Annotated in this window: 21 protein-coding genes and 2 pseudogenes; 13 read left to right on the top strand and 10 right to left on the bottom strand. The window is 67.3% G+C overall.

Going from position 1 to position 25,153, the window contains the following annotated elements:
• Positions 1-26: 26 nt before the first annotated feature.
• The 8 genes from IPK20_02130 to IPK20_02095 form a co-directional block, all read right to left on the bottom strand.
• Positions 27-1,550, bottom strand: coding sequence for an amidase (locus IPK20_02130; protein MBK8015607.1), 1,524 nt, complete (start codon positions 1,548-1,550; stop codon positions 27-29).
• Between the two features lie 135 nt (positions 1,551-1,685).
• Complete coding sequence (locus IPK20_02125) at positions 1,686-2,390, bottom strand: ABC transporter ATP-binding protein (protein MBK8015606.1); 705 nt, start codon at positions 2,388-2,390, stop codon at positions 1,686-1,688.
• On the bottom strand, positions 2,383-3,117 hold the full coding sequence (locus IPK20_02120; protein ID MBK8015605.1) for an ABC transporter ATP-binding protein: 735 nt from the start codon (positions 3,115-3,117) through the stop codon (positions 2,383-2,385). The genes IPK20_02125 and IPK20_02120 overlap by 8 nt, the downstream gene beginning before the upstream one ends.
• A complete protein-coding gene (locus IPK20_02115; GenBank protein ID MBK8015604.1) occupies positions 3,114-4,127 on the bottom strand; it encodes a branched-chain amino acid ABC transporter permease in 1,014 nt (337 codons plus the stop codon). The genes IPK20_02120 and IPK20_02115 overlap by 4 nt, the downstream gene beginning before the upstream one ends.
• A gap of 155 nt (positions 4,128-4,282) precedes the next feature.
• Positions 4,283-5,464 (bottom strand): substrate-binding protein, encoded by a 1,182-nt coding sequence (locus tag IPK20_02110; protein MBK8015603.1) that lies wholly within the window; start codon positions 5,462-5,464, stop codon positions 4,283-4,285.
• A gap of 56 nt (positions 5,465-5,520) precedes the next feature.
• Positions 5,521-6,408 (bottom strand): branched-chain amino acid ABC transporter permease, encoded by an 888-nt coding sequence (locus IPK20_02105; protein MBK8015602.1) that lies wholly within the window; start codon positions 6,406-6,408, stop codon positions 5,521-5,523.
• 340 nt (positions 6,409-6,748) lie between these two features.
• Positions 6,749-8,455, bottom strand: coding sequence for an urease subunit alpha (ureC, locus tag IPK20_02100; protein ID MBK8015601.1), 1,707 nt, complete (start codon positions 8,453-8,455; stop codon positions 6,749-6,751).
• Position 8,456: 1 nt separating this feature from the next.
• Positions 8,457-9,152: an urease subunit beta gene (locus IPK20_02095; GenBank protein MBK8015600.1), complete on the bottom strand. Its 696-nt coding sequence runs from the start codon at positions 9,150-9,152 to the stop codon at positions 8,457-8,459.
• Positions 9,153-9,442: 290 nt separating this feature from the next.
• Between IPK20_02095 and arsS the strand changes: the two genes are divergently transcribed.
• Positions 9,443-10,408, top strand: a complete 966-nt coding sequence (gene arsS, locus IPK20_02090; GenBank protein MBK8015599.1) for an arsenosugar biosynthesis radical SAM protein ArsS — start codon at positions 9,443-9,445, stop codon at positions 10,406-10,408.
• Between the two features lie 18 nt (positions 10,409-10,426).
• Entirely contained in the window at positions 10,427-12,577 is a 2,151-nt protein-coding gene (locus IPK20_02085; GenBank protein MBK8015598.1) for an FAD-dependent oxidoreductase, read from the top strand.
• A 69-nt stretch (positions 12,578-12,646) separates the two neighbouring features.
• Here the strand turns inward: IPK20_02085 and IPK20_02080 are convergent, their stop codons facing one another.
• Positions 12,647-13,033 (bottom strand): STAS/SEC14 domain-containing protein, encoded by a 387-nt coding sequence (locus IPK20_02080; GenBank protein MBK8015597.1) that lies wholly within the window; start codon positions 13,031-13,033, stop codon positions 12,647-12,649.
• Between the two features lie 149 nt (positions 13,034-13,182).
• Here IPK20_02080 and IPK20_02075 point away from each other — a divergent pair, with 149 nt between their 5' ends.
• From IPK20_02075 to IPK20_02060, 4 genes are all read left to right on the top strand, one after another.
• Complete coding sequence (locus tag IPK20_02075) at positions 13,183-13,923, top strand: TIGR04283 family arsenosugar biosynthesis glycosyltransferase (GenBank protein MBK8015596.1); 741 nt, start codon at positions 13,183-13,185, stop codon at positions 13,921-13,923.
• Between the two features lie 40 nt (positions 13,924-13,963).
• The gene (locus tag IPK20_02070; protein ID MBK8015595.1) at positions 13,964-14,638 is read left to right on the top strand and encodes a TIGR04282 family arsenosugar biosynthesis glycosyltransferase; all 675 of its coding nucleotides are present in this window, start codon (positions 13,964-13,966) and stop codon (positions 14,636-14,638) included.
• The gene (locus IPK20_02065) at positions 14,628-15,785 is read left to right on the top strand and encodes an FAD-dependent oxidoreductase (GenBank protein ID MBK8015594.1); all 1,158 of its coding nucleotides are present in this window, start codon (positions 14,628-14,630) and stop codon (positions 15,783-15,785) included. The genes IPK20_02070 and IPK20_02065 overlap by 11 nt, the downstream gene beginning before the upstream one ends.
• A gap of 110 nt (positions 15,786-15,895) precedes the next feature.
• Complete coding sequence (locus tag IPK20_02060) at positions 15,896-18,670, top strand: response regulator (protein ID MBK8015593.1); 2,775 nt, start codon at positions 15,896-15,898, stop codon at positions 18,668-18,670.
• 90 nt (positions 18,671-18,760) lie between these two features.
• Here IPK20_02060 and ppa read toward each other — a convergent pair.
• Positions 18,761-19,307, bottom strand: a pseudogene (ppa, locus tag IPK20_02055) (inorganic diphosphatase).
• A gap of 102 nt (positions 19,308-19,409) precedes the next feature.
• Here ppa and IPK20_02050 point away from each other — a divergent pair.
• From IPK20_02050 to IPK20_02020, 7 genes and pseudogenes are all read left to right on the top strand, one after another.
• Complete coding sequence (locus IPK20_02050; protein MBK8015592.1) at positions 19,410-20,546, top strand: FIST C-terminal domain-containing protein; 1,137 nt, start codon at positions 19,410-19,412, stop codon at positions 20,544-20,546.
• A gap of 1 nt (position 20,547) precedes the next feature.
• Positions 20,548-21,228 (top strand): DUF599 domain-containing protein, encoded by a 681-nt coding sequence (locus IPK20_02045; protein ID MBK8015591.1) that lies wholly within the window; start codon positions 20,548-20,550, stop codon positions 21,226-21,228.
• An 82-nt stretch (positions 21,229-21,310) separates the two neighbouring features.
• Complete coding sequence (locus IPK20_02040; GenBank protein MBK8015590.1) at positions 21,311-22,879, top strand: amidase; 1,569 nt, start codon at positions 21,311-21,313, stop codon at positions 22,877-22,879.
• A gap of 5 nt (positions 22,880-22,884) precedes the next feature.
• Positions 22,885-23,658, top strand: coding sequence for a methyltransferase domain-containing protein (locus tag IPK20_02035; protein ID MBK8015589.1), 774 nt, complete (start codon positions 22,885-22,887; stop codon positions 23,656-23,658).
• Positions 23,659-23,874: 216 nt separating this feature from the next.
• A complete protein-coding gene (locus IPK20_02030; protein ID MBK8015588.1) occupies positions 23,875-24,285 on the top strand; it encodes a hypothetical protein in 411 nt (136 codons plus the stop codon).
• Positions 24,213-24,584: pseudogene (locus IPK20_02025) on the top strand (hypothetical protein). The gene IPK20_02030 and the pseudogene IPK20_02025 overlap by 73 nt, the downstream one beginning before the upstream one ends.
• A gap of 7 nt (positions 24,585-24,591) precedes the next feature.
• Positions 24,592-25,047, top strand: coding sequence for a hypothetical protein (locus IPK20_02020; GenBank protein ID MBK8015587.1), 456 nt, complete (start codon positions 24,592-24,594; stop codon positions 25,045-25,047).
• The last annotated feature ends 106 nt before the right edge of the window (positions 25,048-25,153 follow it).

Here is a 25,153-nt window from a genome sequence, read left to right as displayed (position 1 = left end):
GCGCCAACGTGCAGCCTTCGATGCGATCACATCTTCTTCCAGTCGCCCGATTGTTCGAACGCGTAGCCGGCCTTGTAGATCGTCGCTTCGTCGAAGTGCTTGCCCACGAGCATCATGCCGATCGGCAGGCCATCCGACATGCCGCAGGGCACGGTCATGGCGGGATGGTGCGTGATGTCGAAGGGGCAGGTGTTGCCGATCATCTCCAGTGCGCGCTGGACGTACAGCTCCCTCGGGGCGTCCGCCGGCGGCAACGGCGTCGCCTTCAGCGGCATGGTCGGCAGCATGATGAGATCGTACTTGGCGAGCACGGCATCGTAGGCGGCCTGGATCCGGCGGGCGATGTTCACCGACTTGCCGTAGAAGCGCGACCCGTAGTGCTTCTTCATGTGCACGCCCAGCACGGTCAGGATCTTGGTGGTTTCCGACAGCTGGTCGGCCCGCAGTTCCCAACCGTGCAGCTTGTCGATCAGGCTCGTCACGTAGAGGTCGGGGCGCGAGAGCCCGTAGCCGTCGCCGAACATCATGGTCTGGGCGATGCCTTCCGTGCCGATGGGGGTCCACACGGCGGGGCCCAGCAGGTGTTCGGGAACGGACACCTCCTCCACGATGGCTCCGAGCGACTTCAGCGTCTCCGCCGCCTTGCGCACCTTGGCATCCGAATCCGCCTCGGAGTTGGGATGGCCGAAGCCTTCCTTCAACAGGCCGATGCGCATGCCCTTGATACCCGCGCCGATGCCGGAAGTGTAGTCGAGGGTGCCGGGCTGTTTGACGTGATACTGCCTCGGGTCCAGTCCGTCCACGCCGGCCAGGACTTCCAGCAGCGTGGCGTTGTCCTTCACGTTGGCGGTCATCGGGCCCGTGTGATCGACGAAGATCTCGATGGGCATGATGCCGGTGTAGGGCACCAGGCCGTGCGTGGGCTTCATGCCGACGATGCCGCACCAGGAAGACGGCATGCGGATCGAACCGCCCTGATCGCCGCCGATGGCCATGTCGGCCTCGCCCAGCGCCACGGTCACGCCGCTTCCCGACGAGGAGCCGCCGGCCGAATAACCCATCTTGTACGGATTGTGCACCGCGCCCTTGGCACCGGTGTGGCTGCCGCCGGAGATGCAGTAATTCTCGCAATGGGTCTTGCCAGCGATCTCTCCTCCCGCATCGAGAATGCGCGTGACGATCGTGGCGTCGACGTCGGGCACATAACCTTCGAGAATCGAGTTGCCGTTCATCATCGGCACGCCCGCCACCATCACGTTGTCCTTGATGGCGACCTTCTTGCCTGCCAGCTTGCCGCTGGCGGCGCCCTTGATGGACGTCTTCACGTACCAGGCGTTGCGCGGATTCTCCGCCGGCGACGGAAAGACCCCGGGGGTGCGTGGATACTTCACGACCGGCAGGTTGTCCGGCATGGCGTCCACGAGGTTGTAGGCATCGAGATAGGGCTTCATCAGACCCAGATACGACGACACGTCCGCGTCGGTCAGGGACAGGCCCACGGTGTCGGCCGCTTCGAGCAGTTGTTCGGGGGTGAGGCTTGGGACGGTCATCGGAGTTCCTCCTTCGGTCGATGGGACCGTGCGCGCGCGGCACTCTGCTGACTCCGGCGCCGCGACGGCACGGGTTTGGTCAAGAAATCATGTCGGGGTTCACGGGGTGGTGATGCGCATGTCGATTCCCGGCAGTCAGGGAGCCAGCAACCGGACCAGATTCGGATCGTCGCGGACAGCCGCGGACTCGCCTTCGAGCGCCACCTTGCCGCGATCCATCACGTAGCAATAGCTGGACACGCGCAACGCGAGCTTGACGTGCTGTTCGACGATGACGACTGCGATGTCCTGGGTGAGCTGTTCCAGACGCTGCGCGATCTCCTCGATCACCCCGTGCCACACGCCTTCCGTCGGTTCGTCCAGCATCAGCAGGTGCGGGCGGGAGAGCAGTGCGCGACTGATTGCCAGCATCTTCCGCTCGCCTCCCGACAGCGTGCCGGCCTTCTGTGCAAGGCGCTGGCCCAGCCGCGGGAAGAGCTCCAGCATCTCGTCGATGCGGTCCTTGCCCGTGCGATCGCCCATGGCGCCGATGAGCAGGTTTTCCTTCACCGTAAGCCCGCCGAAGATCGCCTGTTCCTGCGGCACGTGACCGAGGCCGCGCCGCACGCGGCGTTCCGTCGGCATCCGCGTGCAGTCCGTTCCGTCGAACCTCACGGTGCCGCTGCTGGGGCGAAGATCCCCGGCCAGCGTTTTCAGCAGAGTCGTCTTGCCCGCGCCGTTGCGGCCGAGAATGGCCACGCCCCCGCGCGACGGAACCTTCAGCGAGACGCCGAACAGCGCCTGACTTGTGCCGTAGTGGGTGCTGATCCCTTCGGCTTCGAGCAGCACGTTCTCAGCCATGGGACAGATACGCCTCCTTCACGCGCTCATCCTCCTGCACCTGCGCGGTCGGGCCGCTGGCCACCACCTTGCCCTGGTCGAGCACGGTGAGCGAATCGCAGATGTCCTTGATGAAATCCAGATCGTGCTCGACGATGAGCAGGGAGCAGTGCGCCTTGATGGGCGCGAGCAGCTCGCCTGTCGCGCGGCGTTCCTGCGGGCTCATGCCGGCCGTCGGCTCGTCCAGCAGCAGCACCTTGGGCTCGCGGGCCAGGGCCATGGCGATCTCCAGCCACTGCTGCTGGCCGTGGGACAGGACGCCCGCCAGCTCGTGGGCCCGGTCGGCCAGGCGGAAGCGCGACAGGTAGTCCATCGCCTTCTCGTCGAGACGGCGGCGGGACCGCGAGGTGAGCAGTGCCAGAGCCGATTCGCCGGCCTGCAGGGACAGGAGCACATTGTCGTAGACCGAAAGCAGGGGAAAGACCGCCGTGATCTGGAACTTGAGACTGAGCCCCGCGCGTGCACGTTCCGGAGACGTCGCCCGGGTGATGTCCTGGCCGGACAGCGTGATGCTTCCGGACGTGGGGATCTCCGCGCCGGCGATGCACTTCAGCAGGGTGCTCTTGCCCGAACCGTTGGGTCCGATCAGCCCGTGGAACTCGTTGGGCTGCACCGCCAGTTCCGCCGAATCGAGCGCGGTGAGGGCGCCGAAGACCTTCGTGACCTGCCGCGCGGCCAGCAGGCTCATGGCTTGTCTCCGGCATTCGTTCCTCCGGGCCTGCCGAACGAACCGATGCGTTCCCGGTCACTCACGACGAAGCCCATGAGCCCGGTCGGCCTGAACACCACGATCACCAGCAGCAGCACGCCCAGCACGATGGGCCAGCCGGTTTCCCAGTACTGGGACAGGATGTAGCTGAGAAGCTCGATGAGTCCCACGCCCACGATCGGCCCGATCAGCGTGCCCACTCCGCCGAACAGCGCGTAGAGAACCACCTGCGTGGAGAGCACCGGCCCCAGCTGGCCCGGTCCGACGAAGCCTTCATGGAAGGCATAGAGCCCGCCGGACAATCCCGCAATGAAGCCGGCCAGGGAGAACACCACGCCCTTGTAGTTCTGCACCTTGTAGCCGAAGAACGCGATCCGGCTCTCCTGCTGCCGCAGTCCCGCGAGCACGAGCCCGAACTGCGAACGCACGAGCAGCCGCACGAGCACGTAGGTGACGGCAAGAATCGCGAGCGCGACGTAATAGAAGACGATGCCTTCCTCGATCTCCGTGCCGCCGATGGTGAGGCGAGGCAGCGAGGAGATGCCGTTCTGTCCGCCGACGTAGGACCAGCCGCGCGCCAGGCGCTCCACCACGTACGACCCGGTCAACGTGCCCAGCGCCACGAAGACCATCGACGGCGGGCGCTTGCCCAGGATGATGATGATGGCGAGCAGGAAGGCGACCACGAGCCCCACCACGGCGGCGACCGGCACCAGCACGAGCACGGAGGTGATCTCGAGTTGTGTCGCGATGAGAGCGGACACGTACCCGGCAACGCCGAAGAACAGCGCCTGGCCGAAGCTCATCATCCCGGCGTAGCCCCACACCAGATCGAACGAGATGGCGAGCAGACCGAGGATCAGCACCTTGGTGACGAACAGTGTCCAGAAGTCCTCGACGATCCAGGGGAGCGGCAGGGCGGCGATCAGCAGCAGCCCTTCGATCCATGGGAGAACACGCCGGAAGCCCCGGTCGGAGGCCTTCTTCATGAGACGCTCAACCGGAGGTGGAACGGGACTTCCGCGATCGCCACGACAGCTGGTCTCCACATTTCCATGATCGACATCCGCCGGTCACTCGACCGGCAGTAACGGTACAACCGGGCCGGCCGCCATGGGGAGGCCGGCCCGCGGTACTCGAACCGTCAGCCCTTCACGCACTCGCGCGGGTCTACCGGGCCGTTGCTCTTCTCGACGATCTCGTACTTGCCGTTCTTTGCCACGGCCGTGTACATGTTCATCTTCACGTGCCACGTGCCCGGCACCACTTCGCAGCCGCCACCGAGCCCGTCCGAGAGCTTGGCGTGTTCCAGCGCTGCCGCCACATCGTCGCGCTTGGCACTCTTGGCTTCCTTCACCGCGGCGGCCCAGAGATTGATGCCGCGCCACATGCCCGTGGCGGCGCTGCCGGCCGTGAGCGGGCTCTTGGTACCGAACATCTTGTTGTACTTTTCCTGCACCTTGTTGCCGAAGGGGTCGTTCACCGCCTTGAAGTAGTCGAGGCAGCTCGCAAGACCTTCGATCTCGTGGGCAGGGGTGATGTTGAGCGCGTTCTCGTCGTAGTACACGCAGGCGAGACGTCCTCCCTTCTTGGAGAATCCGGCCTCGTAGAGCTGCTTGAACAGCGCCGCCACGCCCGGCGGGATGGTCGTGTTGAACACGACGTTCACGCCGCTCGACATGATCTTGTTCACCGTGGCGCTGTACTCGTTGTGGTCAACGGGGAAGTACTCCTCGCCGATCACTTCCCCGCCGTTCTTCTCGATCACCTTGCGGGCGTAGGCGTTCAGCGTGTGCGGCCAGACGTAGTCGGCGGAGGGCAGGTAGAACTTCTTGCCGCCGTTCTTGATGAGCCAGGGAATGAACGTGTCGCACTGCTGCGCGGGCGTCGGGCCCGTGCAGTACAGGTACTTCGTGCACTCCAGGCCTTCATACAGCTGCGGATAGATGTAGAGCGTCTTGCCGCGGTTGACGATGGTGTCCTTGATGGCGTTGCGCATGGAAGAGGTGATGCCGCCGAACACGACGTCGACCTTCTCCTTGCCCACCAGCTCACGCACGCGCGTGACCGCGAGCTGCTCGTTCGTGGCCGTGTCCTTGAGGATCATCTGCAGCGGCCGGCCATTGATGCCGCCGGCGGCATTGATTTCCTCGACGACCATCTTGGCCACCTGCGAGTTGGGGATGCCGCCCCAGCTGATGGGGCCGGTGAGGTCCGTCGCGATGCCGACCTTGATGGGATCCGCCGCCCAGGCGCCCTTGGGATTCAGCAGCCACGTTCCGCCGCCGAGTGCCGTCATGCCCGCCAGCACCCCTGCGCGTTGCATGAACAGGCGGCGGGAGTAGTTCTGCAGGCGCTGCTTCACGTCATCGTCGTACATGTTCAACTCCTCCATTTCGAGAGTAGACCTTCCGGACGGAACTTCACGATGGCAATTGCGATGAGAAACACGACCACGTCCGCCACCACGGGCTTGATGGCCCATGGGAGCGCCGCGCTGGTGGCCCCGACGAGGGCGGCCCCCGCGACGGAACCTTCGAAGCTGCCCATGCCGCCCAGCATCACCGCCAGGAACGACTTGATGAGGAAGGGCACGCCCATGTCGGCGTTCAGCGCATAGATCGGCACCATGAGTCCGCCAGCGAGTCCGGCCAGTCCGGCGCCGAACGCGAACGTCGCGGCATAGACACGGTTGGTGGAGATGCCGGAGGCTCTGGCCAGCGCCGGGTTCTCGAGGGAAGCGCGCATCTGCAGGCCGAACTTCGTCCGGGTGAGCAGGAGATAGCAGCCGATCATGACGGCCACAGTGATCAGGATGACGGCGGTGCGCCACTTGGAGATGGAGAACTCGCCCATGCCGAAGGAACCCACCAGCGGCGCGTTCACGCTGTAGAACTGGCCGCCCAGCAGGCCCCGCACCCCTTCACGCAGGGCCAGCGCAATGGCGTAGGTGCCCAGCATCGCGACGATGGGGGCCGCGTAGAAGCGCTGGATCACGAGGCGTTCGAGGATCACGCCGACGAAGGCGACGACGAAGGGCGCGAGGCACATGCCCAGCCACGAGGGCATGCCGTTCTGCTCGACGATGTAGACCGTGTAGGCGCCGAGCAGGACGAATTCGCCGTGGGCGAAGTTGAAGATGCCCATCATGCTCGCGATGATGCCCAGGCCAAGAACCACCAGCACGAAGATTGCACTGTAGGCGGCGACATCGAATACGAACGGTACGAAACTCACGCTTCCCCCATTGCGACCCGCGAATGCATCCAACGTGCACGGGCGCTCTCACACCGGACAGCGCCTGCCGCTCTTCTCGTGCGCACCTTGCATCGTGAAATGCGCGTGGCGCATCTTGAAACGCACGCCGCACATTCTGAAACGCGCGCCGCACATTCGCAGAAAGCATGCCCGTTCTCGCTGCGATGCACGACCGCGGCTTAAGAGACGGAATCGCAATGGAATCCGTCGACGACGGGCGAATCGTCTTCTCGTCGTCGGCCTGCAGGCCGCACTCATGGGGTGCGAGCGGTGAGAAGGGCGCGCACCAATTCGGATCGCAGAGTAACAAGCGTGTGTCATGGATCACAAGCGCTGCCGCTATTGCGACGCATCAACGCAGCAGGTATTTGCGTGCCAGCGGAACGCGCGAGGCTGGTTCCGCATGAAGCCTGGCTCCATCTGCGCGGACCTCGAATGTCTGCGGGTCCACTTCGATATTCGGCAGTGCGTCATTGCGGACCATGTTCCGCTTGCGCAGATGGCGGACGCTGCGTATCGGCAGCATCGGTTTGTCGACGCCGAGCTTTCGTGCCACATCGTTGTCCAGCGCCAGCTGGCTCACGAAGGTGGCGGACAGCGCATTGCGGGCCTTGCCCAGGGCCCCCCACATGGGGCGCTGCACCATGGGTTCCGCCATGAAGATGCTGCCGTTGCCGTCGCCCATCATCGACCACGTGACGAAGCCGCCCTTGATCACCAGGAACGGCTTGATGCCGAAGCTGGCCCGCGGCCAGATCACGAGGTCGGCCATCTTGCCCGGTTCGATGGAACCCACGTGCTCATCGATTCCGGCCGCGATCGCCGGATTGATCGTGAGCTTGGCGATGTAGCGCTTGATCCGTTCGTTGTCCGCCCGGGCCGTCATCTCGCCGGGCAGCCGGCCGATGCGGTCCTTCATCACGGAGGCAAGCTGCCAGCACTTGGCGGCGTTCTCCGCAAGCCGCCCCATGCCCTGAGTATCGGTGGCGAACACCGAGATGGCGCCCATGTCGTGCAGCAGATCCTCGGCCGCCATGGTCTGGGGACGCACCCGGGCTTCCGCAAAGGCGATGTCCTCGGGGATGGAGAAGTTGAGGAAGTGCGCGAGCATCGTCATCGGCAGTCCCTCGTCCAGGCCTGCCGGGGTGAAAGGATTGGTGGGGTTCGTGGACGAAGGAATCACGTTGGCGAAACCGTTCACGCGCAGCAGATCCGGCGCGTGTCCGCCGCCGGCACCCTCGGTGTGATACATGTGGATCGTGCGTTCGCCGATCACCCGCAGCGTGTCCTCGCAGTAGCCGAACTCGTTGATGGTGTCGGTATGGATGTGCACCGAGAAGTCGTTGCGGTCCGCGGCGCGCAGCGAGCCGTCGATGATGGCGGGAGAGGCGCCGTAGTCCTCGTGGATCTTCACGCCCAGGGCCCCGCCCGCGACGGATTCCTCCACCGCGCCGGGGTCCATGCAGCCGCGGCCGAGGAAGCCGAAATTGAGCGGGAACTCGTCCGCGCCCTGGATCAGCCGGCCCAGCACGTTGGGCCCCGAGCAGCTCACGTCGAAGTGCGGGCCGGGCGTCATGCCGATCATCGTGGTCGTCCCGCCGGCCAGCGCGTGCCAGCACTGCTGCGGCGAGATGAAGTGAGCGTGGGCCTCGACCCCGCCCGCAGTGACGACGAATCCGTCGGCGTGCACCACGGTCGTGTTCGGCCCGCAGCGCAGCCGCGGATCCACGCCATCCATGATCTTCGGGTTGCCGGCCTTGCCGATTCCCACGATGCGGCCGTCGCGGATGCCGATGTCGGCCTTCACGATGCCGGCCACTGCATCGATGATGGTCGCGTTCTGTACCACCATGTCCAGCGCGCCGGAGGCGTACGTGCCGGTCGGCTCGAATCCTTCGCCGTCCCGCATGACCTTCCCCGCCCCGGTCGTCAGCTCGTCGCCATAGCGTGTGAAGTCGTGTTCCACCTCCGCCAGGAGGGAGGTGTCGGCAAGACGGACCATGTCCCCGGCCGTCGGGCCGTACAGGCTCGCGTACGCGGCGCGCGATATCTTCGCCATGTCACGCTCCCCGGTAGCCGGCCGAACGCGCCCGCGCCAGCGCGCGATCGCGAACGTCCGTGTCGTTGACGGGCCCGTTGGTCAGGTCGCCGAACCCGTGAACCTCGCCGCTGCCGCCGAATGCCACGAGATCCACTTCGACCCTCACGCCCGGTTCGAAGCGCACGCCGGTTCCCGACGGCCGGTCCAGGCGCATGCCGAAGGCCCGGGCCCGGTCGAATTCCAGTGCGCGGTTCACTTCGAAGAAGTGGGCGTGGCTGCGCACCTGGATGGTCCGGTCGCCGGTGTTGACCACGGAAAGCCGTACCTGCCGCCTGCCTGCATTGAGTTCTATCTCGCCCTGCGCCGGGATGATCTCGCCGGGCACCGGCTCGTCCGTGGCGGGCCGGCTGCCCGGTTTGACCGGATCGAACACGACCACCAGCTTGGTGCCTTCGGCAAACGTGGGCTCCACCGCGACGAAGGGAATCATTCCAGCCACCCCCGGTTCGACGTCGTCGGTGGTGAGCAGGCTCGCGCCGTAGGCGAGCACGTCGGCGTGCGACAGCCCGCGCCTGGCGGCGGTGAGCGTTTCGTCGGCGATGAGGGCGACCGCCTCGGGATGGCTCAGCCGGATACCCAGTGACCGGTATCGGCGCGCCAGTTCTGCTGCCGTGAAGATCGTGAGTCGTTCCTGTTCGGTGGGGGTGAGATTCATCACGGCAACGGTCTCCCGGAGTGCGAATTGCCGTGAGCGTAGTCCCCGATCCGCCCGCGGGCTACATGCGCACCATCGCGATGCGCGCTCCCGGCGCGCGCAATGCGGAGGTTTCGTCGGGGAGCGGCCTTCGTGCGCCGGACCGCGAGACCGCATCCGAACGGAGAGCACGACCGTACAAGCGCGTACGGTCCGCCGCCGCGGCGGAAGGGCCCCGTTCGAAATCGCGAATCCGCGTCGATCGAACGGACCTTCCCTATACTCGCCGCATCCCTGGAGAGAATCGACACATGCACGCCACCCTGCCGCTGCTCAAGACGACGGACTTTCCTCCCATCCGGCGCGGCCGCCTGTCCACGGTACAGGTCAACGTCGGATACCGCTGCAACCAGACCTGCCTGCACTGTCACGTGAACGCGGGGCCGGACCGGACGGAGTCCATGACATTGGATACGGCCCGCCAGATCGTGGATTTCCTCGCGGCCTCCGGGGCGCAGACGCTGGACATCACCGGCGGAGCGCCGGAACTCAACGCGCACTTCCGCTGGCTCGTATCCGCCGCCCGCGCCCTGGGCCGGCACGTGATCGACCGCTGCAATCTCACCATCCTGGGCGAGCCGGGACAGGAAGATCTGGCGGCGTTCCTGGCGGCCCACGAGGTGGAGGTGATCGCGTCGCTGCCCTGTTATTCGGAGGAACTGGTGGACCGGCAGCGCGGACAGGGCGTGCACGCGCGCAGCATCGAGGGCCTGCGAAAACTGAATGGCGCCGGGTACGGAGACGCCGGCGGCCGGCTCGTGCTGAATCTGGTCTACAACCCGCAGGGCCCTTCGCTGCCCCCCGCCCAGGACGGGCTCGAGCAGGACTACAGGCGGGAGCTGGGAGAGAAGTTCGGTGTGCGCTTCAACCGTCTGTTCACGCTGGCCAACATGCCGATCCAGCGTTTCGGATCCACGCTCGTGTCCAAGGGACAGTTCGGCGCGTACATGGAGCTGCTCAGGCGCAGCCATTCGGCCTCGAACCTCGAATCCGTGATGTGCCGCTCGCTCGTTTCCGTCGACTGGCAGGGCTGGGTGTACGACTGCGACTTCAATCAGATGCTGGGGCTGCCCCTCGCGCTGGGCGCCCGGCCGCGCGTGCGCATCGGCGATCTTCTCGCCCGCGACCTCGAGGGCAACGCCATCGCGGTCGCGGACCACTGTTATGGCTGCACCGCCGGCCAGGGGTCCAGCTGCGGAGGGGCGCTGGCGGACTGACCGCAGCGCGCGGAACCGATGAACCGCAACCGGATCCTGCTGCTGTCGGGCATCGCCATCGCGCTGGTCCTCTACTTCGCGCTGGATCTCGGACGCTTCGCGAGCCTCGAATTCCTGAAGAGTCAGCAGGCGCAGTTCGACTCCGCCTATCGCGCCGAGCCGCTACGGGCGCTGGCTTTCTATTTCGTGTCCTACGTGATCGTCACCGGACTGTCGCTTCCGGGGGCCGCGGTGATGACGCTGCTCGCAGGCGCGCTCTTCGGCACCGCCGCGGGAACCCTCGTGGTCTCGTTCGCGTCCACGCTGGGTGCCGCCGCAGCGTTCCTGTTCAGCCGTCACCTGTTGCGCGACGGCGTCCGGGCCCGGTTCGGCGACAGGCTGGCGGCCATCGATCGCGGCGTGGAACGCGAAGGCGCCTTCTATCTGTTCACGCTCCGGCTGGTTCCGGTGTTTCCGTTCGTCGCCGTGAATCTCCTCATGGGTCTGACGCGAATGCGGCTCTGGACTTACGTCTGGGTGAGCCAGCTCGGCATGCTGGCAGGCACGATCGCGTACGTGAATGCGGGGACGCAGCTCGGGCGGCTGGAGAGCGTCCGCGGCATTCTTTCGCCTGCTCTGATCGCGTCGTTCGCGATGCTCGGCATTCTCCCGCTGGTTCTGAAGAAGGCGGTCGATGCCCTGCGTGCACGGCGCGTTTACGCGGGTTGGCGGAAGCCCCGGCGTTTCGATCGCAATCTGGTCGTGATCGGCGCAGGCTCCGCGGGGCTCGTGTCCGCCTACATCGCGGCGGCGGTGAAGGCGAAGGTCACGCTGGTGGAAAAGCACCGCATGGGCGGCGACTGCCTCCACACCGGATGCGTGCCCTCCAAGGCGCTTCTGCGCACGGCGAAGTTCCTGTCGCAGGTGCGCCGCTCGCGCGAGTACGGTGTCCGCAGCGCGTCCACGGAGTTCGACTTCGCCGACGTGATGGCGCGGGTGCGTGAAGTCATCGCACGGATCGAGCCGCACGATTCGGTGTCCCGGTATACGAGCCTGGGCGTGGAATGCATCCAGGGCGAGGCCACGATCGCGTCACCATGGAGCGTGGACATCCGCACGGCGGACGGGGTGCAGACCCTCACCACCCGTGCCATCGTGATCGCCGCCGGCGCCCGGCCGTTCGTTCCGCCCGTCCCCGGCATCGACAGCGTCGGCGTCCTCACCTCCGACACGCTGTGGGACCTGCGCACGCTGCCGCCCCGGCTGCTGGTGATGGGCGGCGGTCCCATCGGCTGCGAACTGGCGCAGGCCTTCGCGCGGCTGGGCAGCCGTGTGACGATCGTGGAGATGCAGCCGCGGCTGCTGATGCGGGAGGATCCGGAGATTTCCGCGCTGCTGGCGGAGCGCTTCGCGGCGGAGGGGATCGACGTACGCACGGGCCACAAGACGGCGCGGTTCGCGGTCGAGGACGGCGGAGTCAAGGTGTTGTACTGCGAGACCGGCGCGGACGAGGTGCGGTTCGAGTTCGACGAGCTGCTCTGTGCGGTCGGCCGTGTGCCCAACACCTCGGGCTACGGGCTGGAGACCCTCGGCATTCCGCGTGCAGGCGCGGGCACGGTCGAGGTGGACGGCTTTCTCGCCACGCGCTTTCCGAACATCTACGCGTGCGGCGACGTGGCGGGCCCGTACCAGTTCACGCACACGGCGTCTCACACCGCGTGGTACGCCTCGGTGAACGGCCTGTTCGGCCGGTTCTGGCGGTTCCGCGCCGATTTCTCGGTGATTCCCTGGGCCACCTTCACCGATCCGGAGGTGGCGCGCGTGGGGCTCAACGAGACCGAGGCGAGAGAGAAGGGCATCCCTTTCGAAGTCACGACGTACGGCATCGACGATCTGGACCGCGCCATCGTGGATGGCGAGGCGTTCGGTGTCGTCAAGGTGCTGACCGTGCCAGGCAAGGACCGCATCCTGGGCGTCACGCTCGCCGGCGAGCACGCCGGCGAACTCATCGCCGAGTTCGTGAGTGCCATGCGGCACGGCATCGGCCTGAACAAGCTGCTGGGGACGATCCACATCTATCCCACCTTCGCCGAGGCGAACAAGTACGTGGCGGGCAACTGGAAGCGCGCCCATGCACCGGCACGCCTGCTGCGCTGGCTGGAGAGATTCCATGCGTGGCAGCGCGGTTGAGAGAAAGGGGCGGCGTTGCCGCATCCGCGGGACCTCACGGCGTGCTGCGGGGGCTGCGGACCGATGAGATCAAACGGAATCGGAAGGATCCAGCAGCCACCGGAGCGCGGCCTCGCGGGACTTGAAGACCCGCACGTCGTAGCCGCGGTTGCGGGCCGTGGTTTCCCAGAACTCCACTTCCTGCACGGTCGACTCGATCCGCGGCAGGATCACGGCTTCCCGCGCGGTATGCGGCGTGCCCCGGATTTCGAGCGTCTTGGCCAGTTCGTAGAGACTGCCGATGGAATGTCCGCCCACAAGGTCGGAGCAGTCGCCGAGAAAGCGGACTTCCCCGTGTTCCCGGGCTTCGGCCAGCGTGGCCTCCATGGCCTCGGACAGTTCGGCTTCGGATATCACGCCCGCGTAGCGGGTCTCGATGATGCGAGTGTCGGCGTGATGGATGATCTGCCAAGGCATGGTGTCTCCAGAGGCTCGTTATGGGCGCCGGACGCGCGTATGTCTTGGTGCCGCGAGTCGCTGGGCGGCACGGGTTTGGAGGGCGATAGTGGTCGGATGATAGTCGGTAAGGCCGCCGGGCCCAATCGGATGCGCGCCTGGACGCACCGATGAAGGGGCTGGAGGTGCCGGTTCCGGAACCTGGCGAGGCGGGACATGCGCCCTGGCTGTCCATCGTCGTGCCTGTGCTGAACGAGGCAAGACGCATCGAACTCGCGCTCGCGAACTGCGGCGCGTTGCGGCAACGCGGCGCCGAGGTCATCGTCGTCGATGGCGGCAGCGAGGACGATACCGTGATGCGGGCCGGGCCTTCCTGCGATCGCATCGTCCTGGCGCCGCGCGGCCGGGCGCGCCAGCTCAACGCGGGGGCACGCGCTGCCCGAGGCGAGGCGCTGGTCTTCCTGCATGCCGATACGGCGCTTCCGCCCGACGCGGACGCGGCGATCTTCCGCTCGCTCGATGCGGGCGGTTTCGTGTGGGGACGTTTCGACGTGCGCATCGAAGGGACGTCAGCGTGGTTTCCGGTCATCGGCCGGGCCATGAATCTGCGTTCCCGCTGGACCGGTATCGCGACGGGGGACCAGGCGATGTTCTGCCTGCGGCGCGCCTTCGACGAGGCGGGCGGGTTTCCCGAGATCGATCTCATGGAGGACATCGAACTGTCGGCGCGCTTGCTCCGCCTGGGCCGGCCGGCGTGTCTTCGGCAGACGGTGACCACGTCCGGGCGGCGCTGGGCGCGTCAGGGCATCCTGCGCACCATGCTGCTGATGTGGGCGATGCGGCTGGGGCATTTCTTCGGCGTGCCGGCGCGCATGCTTGGCCGCATCTACCGTGCCGGGACCACGGAATGAGCGCCCGGGCCACCGAAGGTCACGACGGGCAGCAGGTCCCGTGAACACGCCGGATCGCTTCTCCGTCGCGGGCATTGTCTTCGTGAAGGCGCCCGATCCCGGCGCCGTGAAGACGCGGCTTAGCCCTCGTCTGGATGCCGGACGGGCGGCGGTCCTGGCGGCGCGGATGGCGTTGCGAACGGTGGGGACGGTGGTCGAAGCGGGTATCGGGAACGTGATCGTTCACGGCGCGCCCGCGGCCACGCACCCGTTCTTCTCACTCCTGCGGCAGCGTCACGGCGTGCGGGTGGAGCCGCAGGTGGGCGATGACCTGGGCGAACGGATGCACCACGCGCTCGCATCGGCGCTGACAGATCACGACGCGGCCGTGCTGGTGGGAACCGACATTCCGGCGATGCGCGCCGGCGACCTTGCGCAGGCCGCGATGCACCTGGAGCATGGAGCGGACGCCGTGCTTGGCCCGGCCGAGGACGGTGGCTTCTGGCTGGTGGGACTGCGGCGGGCCGATCCCGCCGTGTTCAGCGGCATTTCGTGGGGCACGGCGCAAACGCTGGAACAGGCGCTGGAGCGCATGCGCGCCCGCGCCATGCGGGTGGAACTGGCGCCGACCCGGTGGGACGTCGACCGGCCCGAAGATCTCGACCGCATTGCCGCCGATCCCTCGCTTTGCAATTTGCTCGAGGGGCTGGAGAAGGGGACATCCCGTGGGTGCTAGGACGCTTGTGCTGGCAGGTGGCGGGCACGCTCACGTGGAGGTGCTGCGGCGCTTCGGTCTGGATCCGCTTCCCGGCGTCGAACTCCTGCTGGTGAGCCCCCTGGCCGATACGCCCTACTCGGGCATGCTGCCGGGGCTGGTGGCCGGCCACTACGACCGTGCGCAGTGTCACATCGATCTCGAACGTCTTTGCGCCTTCGCCGGTGCCCGCCTCCTGCGCGCCACGGTCGACGGCCTGCGCCCCGCCGAGCGGGCGGTGCACCTCACGGACGGGCGCACGCTGTCCTTCGACGTTCTTTCCCTGGACATCGGGTCCACCCCGCCTCTCGAGGGCATCGCCGGTGCGGACCTCACGGGCATCCGCGTCAAGCCGGTGGAAGGATTCCTCGCGGCGCTGGACGTTCGCATTGGCGATCCGGGTCCCTGGCCGGACGACATCGCCGTCGTCGGCGGAGGCGCGGGCGGCATCGAACTCGTGCTGTCCCTGCAGCACCGCTTCCGGATGGCTGCGCAAGGCAGTTCGCGGCGGATTCCCCGGTTCCGGGTCGTCGCGGCGGGCGCCGGGCTGCTGCCCGGACATGGGCAGGCCACGATCCGCCGGCTGCAGCGGGCGCTCCGCGAACGCGGAATCGAAGTGCTTGCGGGAGCGGGGGTGCGGGAGGCCGCTCCGGGCGCGCTGCGTCTGGAGGGCGGCCGCACCGTGGCCGCCGCCTGGACGGTCTGGGCCACGGGGGCCGCCGCACCGCCGTGGCTCGCGGGAACCGGACTCGACGTGGACGACCGCGGCTTCGTCCGCGTGAGCCGGACGCTGCAGTCCACGTCGCATCCTTTCATCTTTGCGGCGGGCGATGTGGCGAGCCTCGCCGGCGCTCCCCTGCCGAAGTCCGGCGTTCACGCCGTCAGGCAGGGGCCGCCTCTCGCGGGCAACCTGCGGCGCGTTCTGCTGGGACGGCCGGCCGTGCCCTACCGTCCCCAGCGCCGGACGCTGTCCCTCGTGAGCACGGGCGACCGGTACGCGATCGCCTCCTGGGGACCCGTCGGGTTCGGCGGCGCATGGGTCTGGTGCTGGAAGGACCGCATCGACCGGGCCTTCATGCAGCGCTATGCCCGGCTCCCCCGTCTCCCCGCAAACCCGCGTCCGCGCTGACCCGGACCGGGAAGAGCCGCGCTGGCGGAGTCGTCTCCGCGGGATCGACGGGCCCTCAAGGCCCTGGGCTGCCTGCCGATATGCCTTCGATCGCGACCCACTGAAACTCCGTGACGACCTCCACCGCCGCCGACGTGCCGCGTCCGACCCGATTCAGACTGAGTCTGCGTCTGCGCTACGTCCTGGTGTTCGTGGCACTGGCGGTTGTCCCCATCACCATCGCGGTCACCGTGCTCGGCAGGGGCGTCACCGAACGCATGTACGACCGGGCGGACGCCGACGCCCAGGGCGGTCTGGCGCTCCTCGTGGACGCCATCGCCAACGACATCCAGACAGCGGAACGCGACCTGCAGATGCTTGCACGCGTATCGCCGGCCGTGGGGCTGCGCCCGGCCGAAGGATCCGGTGCCACGCCGGGCGATCCGGCCACGACCGATCAGTGGCGCACGCGGCTCGAATCCCTGTTCCGCGGCTACGTCGCCACGCACTCGGGCGTGCGGCACGTGGCCTTCGTCGACGATACCGGGCGCGAGTGGGTGCGCATCGATGTCGATGGAGCGGGGACCAGCGCGCTGGTGCGCACGCCCTCCCTGCCGATCCTCTCGCCGGAGGATGTGCGGAAGGTGCTGCCGCTCACGGAGGGGCAGGTCTACGTCTCCGACGTGGGGCTCGTGTCCGAATCCGACGGTGCTGCCGCCTTGCATCCGGAGGCGAGACGCGCCGTGCGGATGATGACGCCTGTCACGCTCGATGGAAGCACGCGCGGACTCCTGCTGCTGGAAATGCGGCCCGCGTCCCTCGGCGGCGCGCGCGGTGGACATCGCGACTTCCTGATCGCCGCCCCCGACGGTACGTACCTCTTCGCGAGCTGGGCAACCATGCCCGCCCGCCGTTCCATCCGGTCCGACTGGCCGGAGATCGATCTCGCCCATGCGCATGCCGGGCAGGTGATCCGCCGCGACGGCAAGACGCTCGTGCTGAAATCCTTCAATGTGAACCCGGGCGGCCCGCCCCGCGTATGGATCGCGGGCCTGGTCGTCGACACCGGCGAGCTGAACGCAGCCGCCGATACCCTCGACAGTCAGCTGCTTGTGCTGGGCGGCGTGGTCGCCGTCCTCGCGGCCCTGCTCGCGTTGCTGGCTGCCAGCAGGGTGATGCGGCCGCTGGTCGCACTGGTGGACGCGGTGCACCGTATCCAGGGCGGCGACTCCTCCGTACGCCTGGAAACCTCCAACCAGGGCGAACTGGACGAGGTCGCGCAGTCGTTCAACGGCATGCTGGACACCCTCGAGCGCAACCGGACCGAGCTGGTCGCCGCCAAGGAAGAGGCGGAAAGCACCACGCGCACCAAGTCGGAATTCCTGGCGAACATGAGCCACGAGATCCGCACCCCGATGAACGGCGTGCTGGGCATGCTGGAACTGCTGGAGCAGTCGGCGCTTCCCGCCACCGAGCGGGGCTTCGCCCGCACTGCGCGTGCGTCGGCGGAGGCGTTGCTGGCTCTGCTCAACGACATCCTGGACTTCTCCAAGATCGAGGCCGGCAAGCTGCGGCTCGAGACCATCGACTTCGACGTCCGCGAACTGGTGGAGGAGGTGGGGGCGCTTCTCGCCAAGCAGGCGCACACGCGCGGCATCGAACTCCTTTGTGTGGTCCCGTCCGACCTGCCTCCCCGGCTGCGCGGCGATCCCTCGCGGTTGCGCCAGGTGCTGGTGAATCTGGTCGGAAACGCCATCAAGTTCACGCACGAGGGCGAAGTGGCGCTCTCGCTCAAGTTCGAGACGCCGCTCGAAGGCATGGCGAAGGTCACGTTCGAGGTGCGGGACTCGGGGATCGGCATGTCGACCGAGACCATGCTGCGGCTGTTCAAGCCCTTCACGCAGGCCGACTCGTCCACGACCCGAAAGTACGGCGGAACGGGACTCGGGCTCGCGATCTCGCGGCAGCTCGTCGCCATCATGGGCGGCGAGCTCGCCGTGATGAGCGAGGAAGGCCACGGCAGCACGTTCTGGTTCTCCCTCACCCTGCCGCTGGGCGACGGCACCCAGCACTCGATGCAGGCCGGCACGGTGCTGTCGGGACTGCGCGTGCTGGTGGTCGACGACAACGCCACCAACCGCCTGATCGTCGAGCATCACCTGTCCGCGTGGGGGCTCAATTTCGAAGCAGCAGGCGACGGAGCCGCGGCGTGGGAGCTGATCCAGCGGGAGGCCGAACGCAACCGCAGATTCGACCTCATCCTGCTGGACCACCACATGCCGGGCATGGACGGCATGACGCTTTCGCGCCATATCGCGCAGGACCCGAGAGTGTGCAAGGTGCCTCGCATCCTGCTCAGTTCGAGCGGACGGCTCACTGCGGAAGAGGCCGCCGAGTCGGGTCTCGACTCCAGCCTGGCCAAACCTCTCCGGGCTCGGCAACTGTACGAAGCCATCGCGGTCGCGGTAGGCAGGACCGCGACGGTCGCCGCTCCGGTCAAGGCAGTCGCGCCCGCGGCGCGCAAGGCGGGGCGATTGCTGCTCGTCGAGGACAACCCGGTGAACCAGAAGGTCGCACTCGTCACCCTCAAGCGCCTGGGCTACGACGTGCAGCTGGCGGGGAACGGCCGCGAAGCACTCACGGCGGTCCAGGACCTCGCGTTCGAGCTGGTGCTGATGGACTGCCAGATGCCGGAGATGGACGGTTTCGAGGCGACGCGCGCGATCCGGGAACGGGAACAATCCGAAGGCCTGCCCCGCGTGCCCATCGTCGCGCTGACCGCCAATGCACTGGAGGGCGACCGCACGCAGTGTCTGGAGGCCGGCATGGACGACTACCTCACCAAACCGTTCAAGCAGGACCAGCTGAAGGCCATCCTGGAACGCTGGCTGCCCCAGGCAGCGTAGGGAAGGCCTGATCCATGTGCGCGGTCGCGACTCGACATCCGGCGGCGGCCGGACGATCGACTCCGGTCCGCCCGCGCCCTGTGCGCCGGTTCAGAACATCGGCTTCTTGACGGCGTCGTTGTACCGGCGAATGCCCTCGAGGATCTCGGCCTTCGCTTCTTCCGGGCCGACCCAGCCGATGAGCTTCACCCACTTTCCTGGCTCGAGATCCTTGTAGTGCTCGAAGAAATGCGAGATCTGCGACACGACGAGTTCAGGCAGGTCTCGCGGCGTCACGACGTGCCTGTAGAGGTTGCACAGCTTGTCGATGGGCACGGCCAGGAGCTTGGTGTCTTCTCCGGCCTCGTCGTTACTTGAGCATCCCCACCGGACGGCAGCGCACGACCACGCCCGTGATGAGCGGCACGGGCGACAGCACCAGCACGTCGACGGGGTCGCCGTCGCCGGACAGGGTGTGCGGGATATAGCCGTAGTTGCAGGGGTAGTGCATCGCCGTCGACATGAAGCGGTCGACGAAAATCGCGCCGGTTTCCTTGTCGACTTCGTACTTGATGGGGTCGGCGTTCATCGGGATCTCGATGATCACGTTGAAGTCGTTCGGCAGGTCTCGGCCGGGGCCGACGCGGTCCAGGTTCATGGCGGGTTCCGGTGCATGGAAAGCCGGTATTATAGAAACCGGCTGCGACGTCCCGGTGCCGCGCCGATCCGATCGTCCCAGGTTTCTTCCTTCGTCATTTCCATGCTGCCCGAGACGCGCTCCCTCGATTCCGCATTCTCCCTTGCCCATGCGGCCTCGCCACACTGGCGCATCGCCGCCGCGGAATGTCTGGAGCAGCTCGGCGACATCTCCCCCCGCGCCAACATCGGGTTCCTCTATCTCACCGACGTCTACGCCTCGCGCGCCCAGGAGATCCTCGAGCTCCTGCGCATGCGCACGGGAATCGAGCACTGGGTGGGCACCGTGGGCCTCGGGGTATGCGCGACGGGCTGCGAGTACGTGGACGAAGGCGCCATGGTCGTCATGCTGGGCGCGTTCGAACCGGGCAGCTTCCGCGTGCTGTCGCAACTGCGCGCACCCGGAGACCTGGCGCGGGATCCCCTGACCGTGGGCGGTGTTGCCGCCAACTTCGCCGTCGTCCATGCGGACCCGCGCAATGCGCTGACCGCCTCGACCGTCGCCGAGCTGTCGAGGCGTCTGGAAAGCGGCTACGTCGTGGGCGGTCTGTCGAGTTCGCGCTCGGCGCATCCGCAGATCGCGGACGGCATCAGCGAAGGCGGCCTGTCGGGCGTCGTGTTCACCGACAGTGTCATCGTCAGCACCCGCCTGACCCAGGGGTGCACCCCGCTCGGGGATGTTCACACGGTGACCCAGTCGCGCCGCAACGTCCTGATCGAGATCGATGGCCGGCCTGCGCTGGACGTGCTGCGCGAAGATGCCGCCTTGCGCACCGACCGGGATCTCGACTCGGTCGGCGGCCAGCTGTTCGCCGCCCTGCCCGTGCAGAACGTCGACACCGGCGACTACACCGTGCGCAATCTCGTGGGGCTCGACTCCGAACGCGGTCTCGTGGCCGTGGGCGATCTGGTCGACACCGGTTCCAAGCTCATGTTCTGCCGCCGCGACCGCCGTTCTGCTGCCGAAGACATGTCGCGGATGCTGGACAGTATCCGCAGCGGTCTGTTCTCCCGGCCCAAGGGGGCGCTGTATTTCTCGTGCCTCGGCCGCGGCGCGAGCCTGTTCGGAGAGACGTCCCGCGAAGTGGGCATGATCCGTGAAGCCCTGGGCGACGTGCCGCTCGCCGGCTTCTTCTGCAACGGCGAAATCTCCCACAACCGCCTCTACGGTTACACCGGTGTCCTGACGCTGTTCCTCTGACATGCCGCTACCCCTGAGCTGGCTGGACTGGATCGGCCTTGCCTGGTTCACCGCGTGGTGGGTGGGGTACGTGCACTTCGCCGAGTACCACCGGCGCGGCCGCGAGAGTCTGGTGGGCATCATGACCGCGCTGCGCGAATCGTGGATGCGCAGCACCGTCGCCCGCGAGGTGCGCATCGGCGACGTGAACATCTTCACCAACCTGTCGAACGGTTCCACCTTCTTCGCCTCCACCACGCTGCTGATCCTCGGCGGTCTCCTGGCCCTGCTGGGCACGACCGACAAGCTCGCCTCCGTGGTGATGGAACTGCCGTTCACCAAGCAGGGGCCGGAACGGATGTGGGACATCAAGATCCTGGTGCTCACCGCGATCTTCATCTTCGCGTTCTTCAAGTTCACCTGGTCGCTGCGCCTGTACCACTTCTGTTCCGTGATGGTGGGCGCGGCTCCCGAGATGGACGGCGATGCGCAGCAGAAGGAAGCGTTCGTCCGGCGGGCCACCAAGACCGCTTCGCTTGCCGCCGACAGCTTCAACAACGGGCTGCGCGCCTACTACTTCGCGCTCGCGGCCATGATGTGGTTCATCAATCCCTGGGCCTGGATGATCGCGACGAGCTGGGTCGTGCTGATCCTCTACCACCGCGAGTTCCATTCCGTCGCGCTGAAGACGCTCGGCGACTGACGGGCACGGCCCGGGGCCGCCGGCAACGGACCCTGGTCCCCGCAGTGAGATACTTGCCTGAACGTCACTGGCGGAGAGCCCCATGGCAACCGATACCGGAAGATTCCCGCAGTTCATCGCCGCCGTGGCCGCCTTGCGGGGCGAGCGCGAGGCCGCTCGCGTGGATGCGTGGCAGCAGCGATTGTCGTGGAGCTACAACGACCTCGCGGCGCTGGCGGACGCACGTCCCGCCGGCCTTCCGATCGCCGTCCCCGAGCCGGCGCAACCGGGACACGTTCCCGGATACCGGCCCGAAGAACGCGCGGAGGCCAGCGCCACGCGCATCGCGGCCAGGGTGCGCCGGGGCGAGCAGCGCGCTGCCGACGTCGCGCAGCAGAGCCTGGACGCGGCGCATGCATGGCGGCACGCCAACCTCTTCACCGCGCTCGATGCCGATGATGTCCTGAGCCAGGCGGAACGCATCGATCGCGAGGCGGGGCGCGGCGTGGATCCGGGTCCTCTCGCGGGCGTGCCCTTCGCCGTGAAGGATCTGATGCCCGTGGCCGGATATGCGCTGACCGGCGGCACGCGCGGACGACCTGCGCGCATGGCGGACCGGGACGCGCCCGTGGTGGAACGGCTGCGCAGGGCGGGCGCCATCATCTTCGGTGTGACGAATCTGCACGAAGTCGCCTTCGGCGTGACGTCCGCGAATCCGCATTTCGGGACGGTCGTCAATCCGCGTCATCCGGAACGCATTCCCGGCGGGTCGAGCGGCGGGTCGGGGGGTGTCGTCGCCGCGGGCATCGCCCCGCTGGCCATCGGTACGGATACCGGCGGTTCCATCCGCATACCCGCCGCCTGCTGCGGCGTCGTGGGTTTCAAGCCGTCCTACGGGGTCGTGGACACGACGGACGTCCTTCCGCTCGCGTGGTCGCTCGATCACGTGGGCCCCTTGAGCGCGACGGTCGACGATGCCGCGCTGGCTTTCGAGGTGATGGCGCGCCTCGCGCCGGGCACCGCGAGCCATGCCTTCGACCGGCCGCCTTCGTTCGTGCTGCTGCGAGGCTTCGTCTCCGATGTTCTCGACGCGGACGTCGAGCGTTGCATGGGCGAGGTCGAAGCCGGATGGCACAGAGCCGGGGCGCGTGTGACGGCCGTCGCCGTGGACGCCCTGCGTCTCGCGACCGCCGCGCAGTTCGTCACGCTGGGATCCGAGGCGGCGGCCGCCAACGCCGATCTGCTGAGCGCCGCGCCCGGATCGCTGGGCGAGGACGTCCGGACGCGCCTCGAGATGGGACAGTGCTTTCTCGCGACGGACTATGTGCAGGCCCAGCGCATCCGCAGGGACGTGCGCGACGCGCTGATGCAGGCGCTCGGCGACGCGGACGTGCTCGTCACGCCGACGCTGCCTTGCGTTCCACCGCCGGCGGGCCAGAGTGTCGTGAGCGTGCGGGGACAGGCCATGCCCATCGCGGGGATGATGACCCGCCTCACTTCGCCGTTCAACATGACGGGACTGCCGGCGCTCTCCATTCCCTGCGGTTTCGACCCGCAAGGCTTGCCGATCAGCGTCCAGATCATCGGACGCCCGGGCGATGATGCGCGGGTTCTCGCCGCCGGCCGCTGGGTGGAGGCCCGCCTGACGCGGACTGCCTCCGCCGAGGAATAGTCCGCATGCGTTTCGACGATGAGGCGCGCAGGCGTCTCGAGGCGATCTATCTCACGGCCGACGTGACGGGGCACCGGCAACAGGTCCTGCGCAGACTGGCACCTGCTGCCGGTGAGCGCGTCCTGGATGTGGGGTGCGGGCCCGGTCTGCTGTCCATCGAACTGGCCCGGGCCGTGGGGTCCGGCGGCCTGGTGAGGGGCATTGATGCATCACCGGAGATGATCGAGGCCGCCACGCAGCGGTGTGCAGGGATGCCGCACGCTGCGTTCGAGGTCGCCGATGCGCAGAAACTTCCTTTCGGAGACGCGGAATTCGACGTCCTCGTCTGTACCCAGGTGCTCGAATACGTTCCCGACGTCGAACGGGCGCTGGCCGAGTTCCGCCGGGTGATGCGTCCCGGCGCGCGGCTCCTGCTCATGGACACCGACTGGGAATCCTGCGTCTGGCACTCGGGCGACGACGACAGGATGCGACGCATGATCGCGGCCTGGGACACCCATTGCCCGCACCCGCGGCTGCCTCGCGTGCTTGCCGGCTTGCTGAAGAAGTCCGGATTCGACGCCGTGTCCGCGGACGCATTGCCGCTCGTCAACGCGCCGGCGGCGGACGGCACCTATAGCGGCGCCATGATCTCCATGCTGTCCCGCTACGGCGTGCGCAAGGGAGAGATTCCCGAAGTGGAGGCGAGGGCCTGGGAAGCCGATCTCGTCGCCCGCAGCGACCGCGGCGAGTACTTCTTCAGTCTGAACCGCTTCGTGTTCGAGGCCCGGCGTCCCTGAAGCAGGCGGCCGTCGTCGGGCGCCGGCCGCCCCGTGCCGGACCTTCGCGGCACTGCCGCGGTGCAGGCGGATCGCGCGCGAATGCACGCCTGTTGCGGCATCCGCTCGGCGGCTGCAGGTCAAGTGTCGTATCCTTGCGGCTCGATTCATGCATGGGGCATCGCCGCACACCGTGATCATTTCCGTTCCGCAGGTCCGCGAGAAGCGAGCTCTCCGATGACAGCACCCAGAGTCTGGCTCGGCACCGATGGCATCGTGCACGTCGACTACAGCGCCGTGGGCGTTCTCACTCTCGGGGCCGTGAAGGCGGAGTTCGAATTCCGCCGGACCCTGGTTCCGGGCAGGCAACTGGTGATGGCCCGGCTTCCGGGCATCTGGCGGGTGGACGTGGAGGCGGCAACTTTCCTCGCGTCTCCGGAAGTCTCGCGGCACACGCTGGCCGAGGCCGGCGTGGTCCAGTCGAGTCTGGGTATCGCGGCCCTGCGCGTTTTCGAGCTCTACCATCCGCCTCCCTTTCCCTTCCGCATCTTCGGTTCCGAGGAAGACGCGCAGGAATGGCTGCTGGGCCTGGACATCGGCTCCGGCGGCGCAGGCGAAGAACACCCCACTCTCAGGACCTACTGGTGACCATTTCGTTTCGCGAACGGCTCCGCTCGGGCAAGACGCTGATCGGATCGCTGCTGCAGATTCCGCTGCCCGAGGCGGCGGAGATCTTCGTGACCGCCGGTTACGACTGGCTGTTCATCGACCTCGAACATTCGCCCATGGATGCGCGGGACGCGCTCAACATCCTGACGGCCGTGGATTCGCGCGTACCCTGCGTGGTGCGCGTGCCCTGGAACGACGAGGCCTCCCTGAAGAAGGTGCTCGACGCAGGTGCCACCGGAGTGATCGTGCCCCTCGTGAATACCGCCGAGGATGCCGCGTGCTGCCGTGGGCCGATGCAAGTATCCGCCCCAGGGTTTCCGCAGCGTGGGCATCACGCGCGCGCAACGCTTCGATCTCGAGTTCGACACGTACATGAAGAAGGCGAACGACGAGGTCGCCGTGATCGTGCAGATCGAACATGTGGAGGCGGTGCGCAACATCGACTCCATACTCGACGTGCCCGGCATCGACGGCGTGTTCGTGGGGCCCTTCGATCTGTCCGGCAGCATGGACAAGCCGGGACAGATCAACGACCCGGAGGTGCAGGCCGCCATCGCGCAGGTGGTGCGCGCCTGCGAGAAGCGCGACATCGCCCTGTGCGCCTACGCGCACACGCCGGCTCACGCCAGGAACTATCTCCAGCTCGGCTACCGCGTGATCGGCCTGTGCACGGATTTCATCCTGCTGGCACGCGCGGCGAAGGGGGCGTTGAAGGAAGTGGTCGGGACTATCGAAGGCTAGACCCCGGTCCCCAGTCCCGGGACCCGAGGACCCGGTCAGCTGCGGGCCCATCGCCGTGGTACTTGCGCTCTGCCGGCCGCGGAAGGCGGCCTGGTTTCCTGGGGAC

Source organism: Betaproteobacteria bacterium (genome assembly GCA_016713305.1).
In the GTDB taxonomy this organism is placed as follows: Bacteria; Pseudomonadota; Gammaproteobacteria; order Burkholderiales.
This window is presented reverse-complemented; position numbering and strand designations above follow the sequence as displayed.

What these genes read in the sequence shown, in the direction of transcription:
- IPK20_02125 (MBK8015606.1), bottom strand. Translation starts at nt 2,390, where the DNA reads ATGGCTGAGAACGTGCTGCTCGAAGCCGAAGGGATCAGCACCCACTAC.
- ureC (MBK8015601.1), bottom strand. Translation starts at nt 8,455, where the DNA reads ATGGCGAAGATATCGCGCGCCGCGTACGCGAGCCTGTACGGCCCGACG.
- IPK20_02045 (MBK8015591.1), top strand. Translation starts at nt 20,548, where the DNA reads ATGCCGCTACCCCTGAGCTGGCTGGACTGGATCGGCCTTGCCTGGTTC.
- IPK20_02040 (MBK8015590.1), top strand. Translation starts at nt 21,311, where the DNA reads ATGGCAACCGATACCGGAAGATTCCCGCAGTTCATCGCCGCCGTGGCC.
- IPK20_02120 (MBK8015605.1), bottom strand. Translation starts at nt 3,117, where the DNA reads ATGAGCCTGCTGGCCGCGCGGCAGGTCACGAAGGTCTTCGGCGCCCTC.
- IPK20_02115 (MBK8015604.1), bottom strand. Translation starts at nt 4,127, where the DNA reads ATGAAGAAGGCCTCCGACCGGGGCTTCCGGCGTGTTCTCCCATGGATC.
- IPK20_02075 (MBK8015596.1), top strand. Translation starts at nt 13,183, where the DNA reads ATGAAGGGGCTGGAGGTGCCGGTTCCGGAACCTGGCGAGGCGGGACAT.
- IPK20_02080 (MBK8015597.1), bottom strand. Translation starts at nt 13,033, where the DNA reads ATGCCTTGGCAGATCATCCATCACGCCGACACTCGCATCATCGAGACC.
- IPK20_02050 (MBK8015592.1), top strand. Translation starts at nt 19,410, where the DNA reads ATGCTGCCCGAGACGCGCTCCCTCGATTCCGCATTCTCCCTTGCCCAT.
- arsS (MBK8015599.1), top strand. Translation starts at nt 9,443, where the DNA reads ATGCACGCCACCCTGCCGCTGCTCAAGACGACGGACTTTCCTCCCATC.
- IPK20_02095 (MBK8015600.1), bottom strand. Translation starts at nt 9,152, where the DNA reads ATGAATCTCACCCCCACCGAACAGGAACGACTCACGATCTTCACGGCA.
- IPK20_02035 (MBK8015589.1), top strand. Translation starts at nt 22,885, where the DNA reads ATGCGTTTCGACGATGAGGCGCGCAGGCGTCTCGAGGCGATCTATCTC.
- IPK20_02130 (MBK8015607.1), bottom strand. Translation starts at nt 1,550, where the DNA reads ATGACCGTCCCAAGCCTCACCCCCGAACAACTGCTCGAAGCGGCCGAC.
- IPK20_02110 (MBK8015603.1), bottom strand. Translation starts at nt 5,464, where the DNA reads ATGCAACGCGCAGGGGTGCTGGCGGGCATGACGGCACTCGGCGGCGGA.
- IPK20_02085 (MBK8015598.1), top strand. Translation starts at nt 10,427, where the DNA reads ATGAACCGCAACCGGATCCTGCTGCTGTCGGGCATCGCCATCGCGCTG.
- IPK20_02030 (MBK8015588.1), top strand. Translation starts at nt 23,875, where the DNA reads ATGACAGCACCCAGAGTCTGGCTCGGCACCGATGGCATCGTGCACGTC.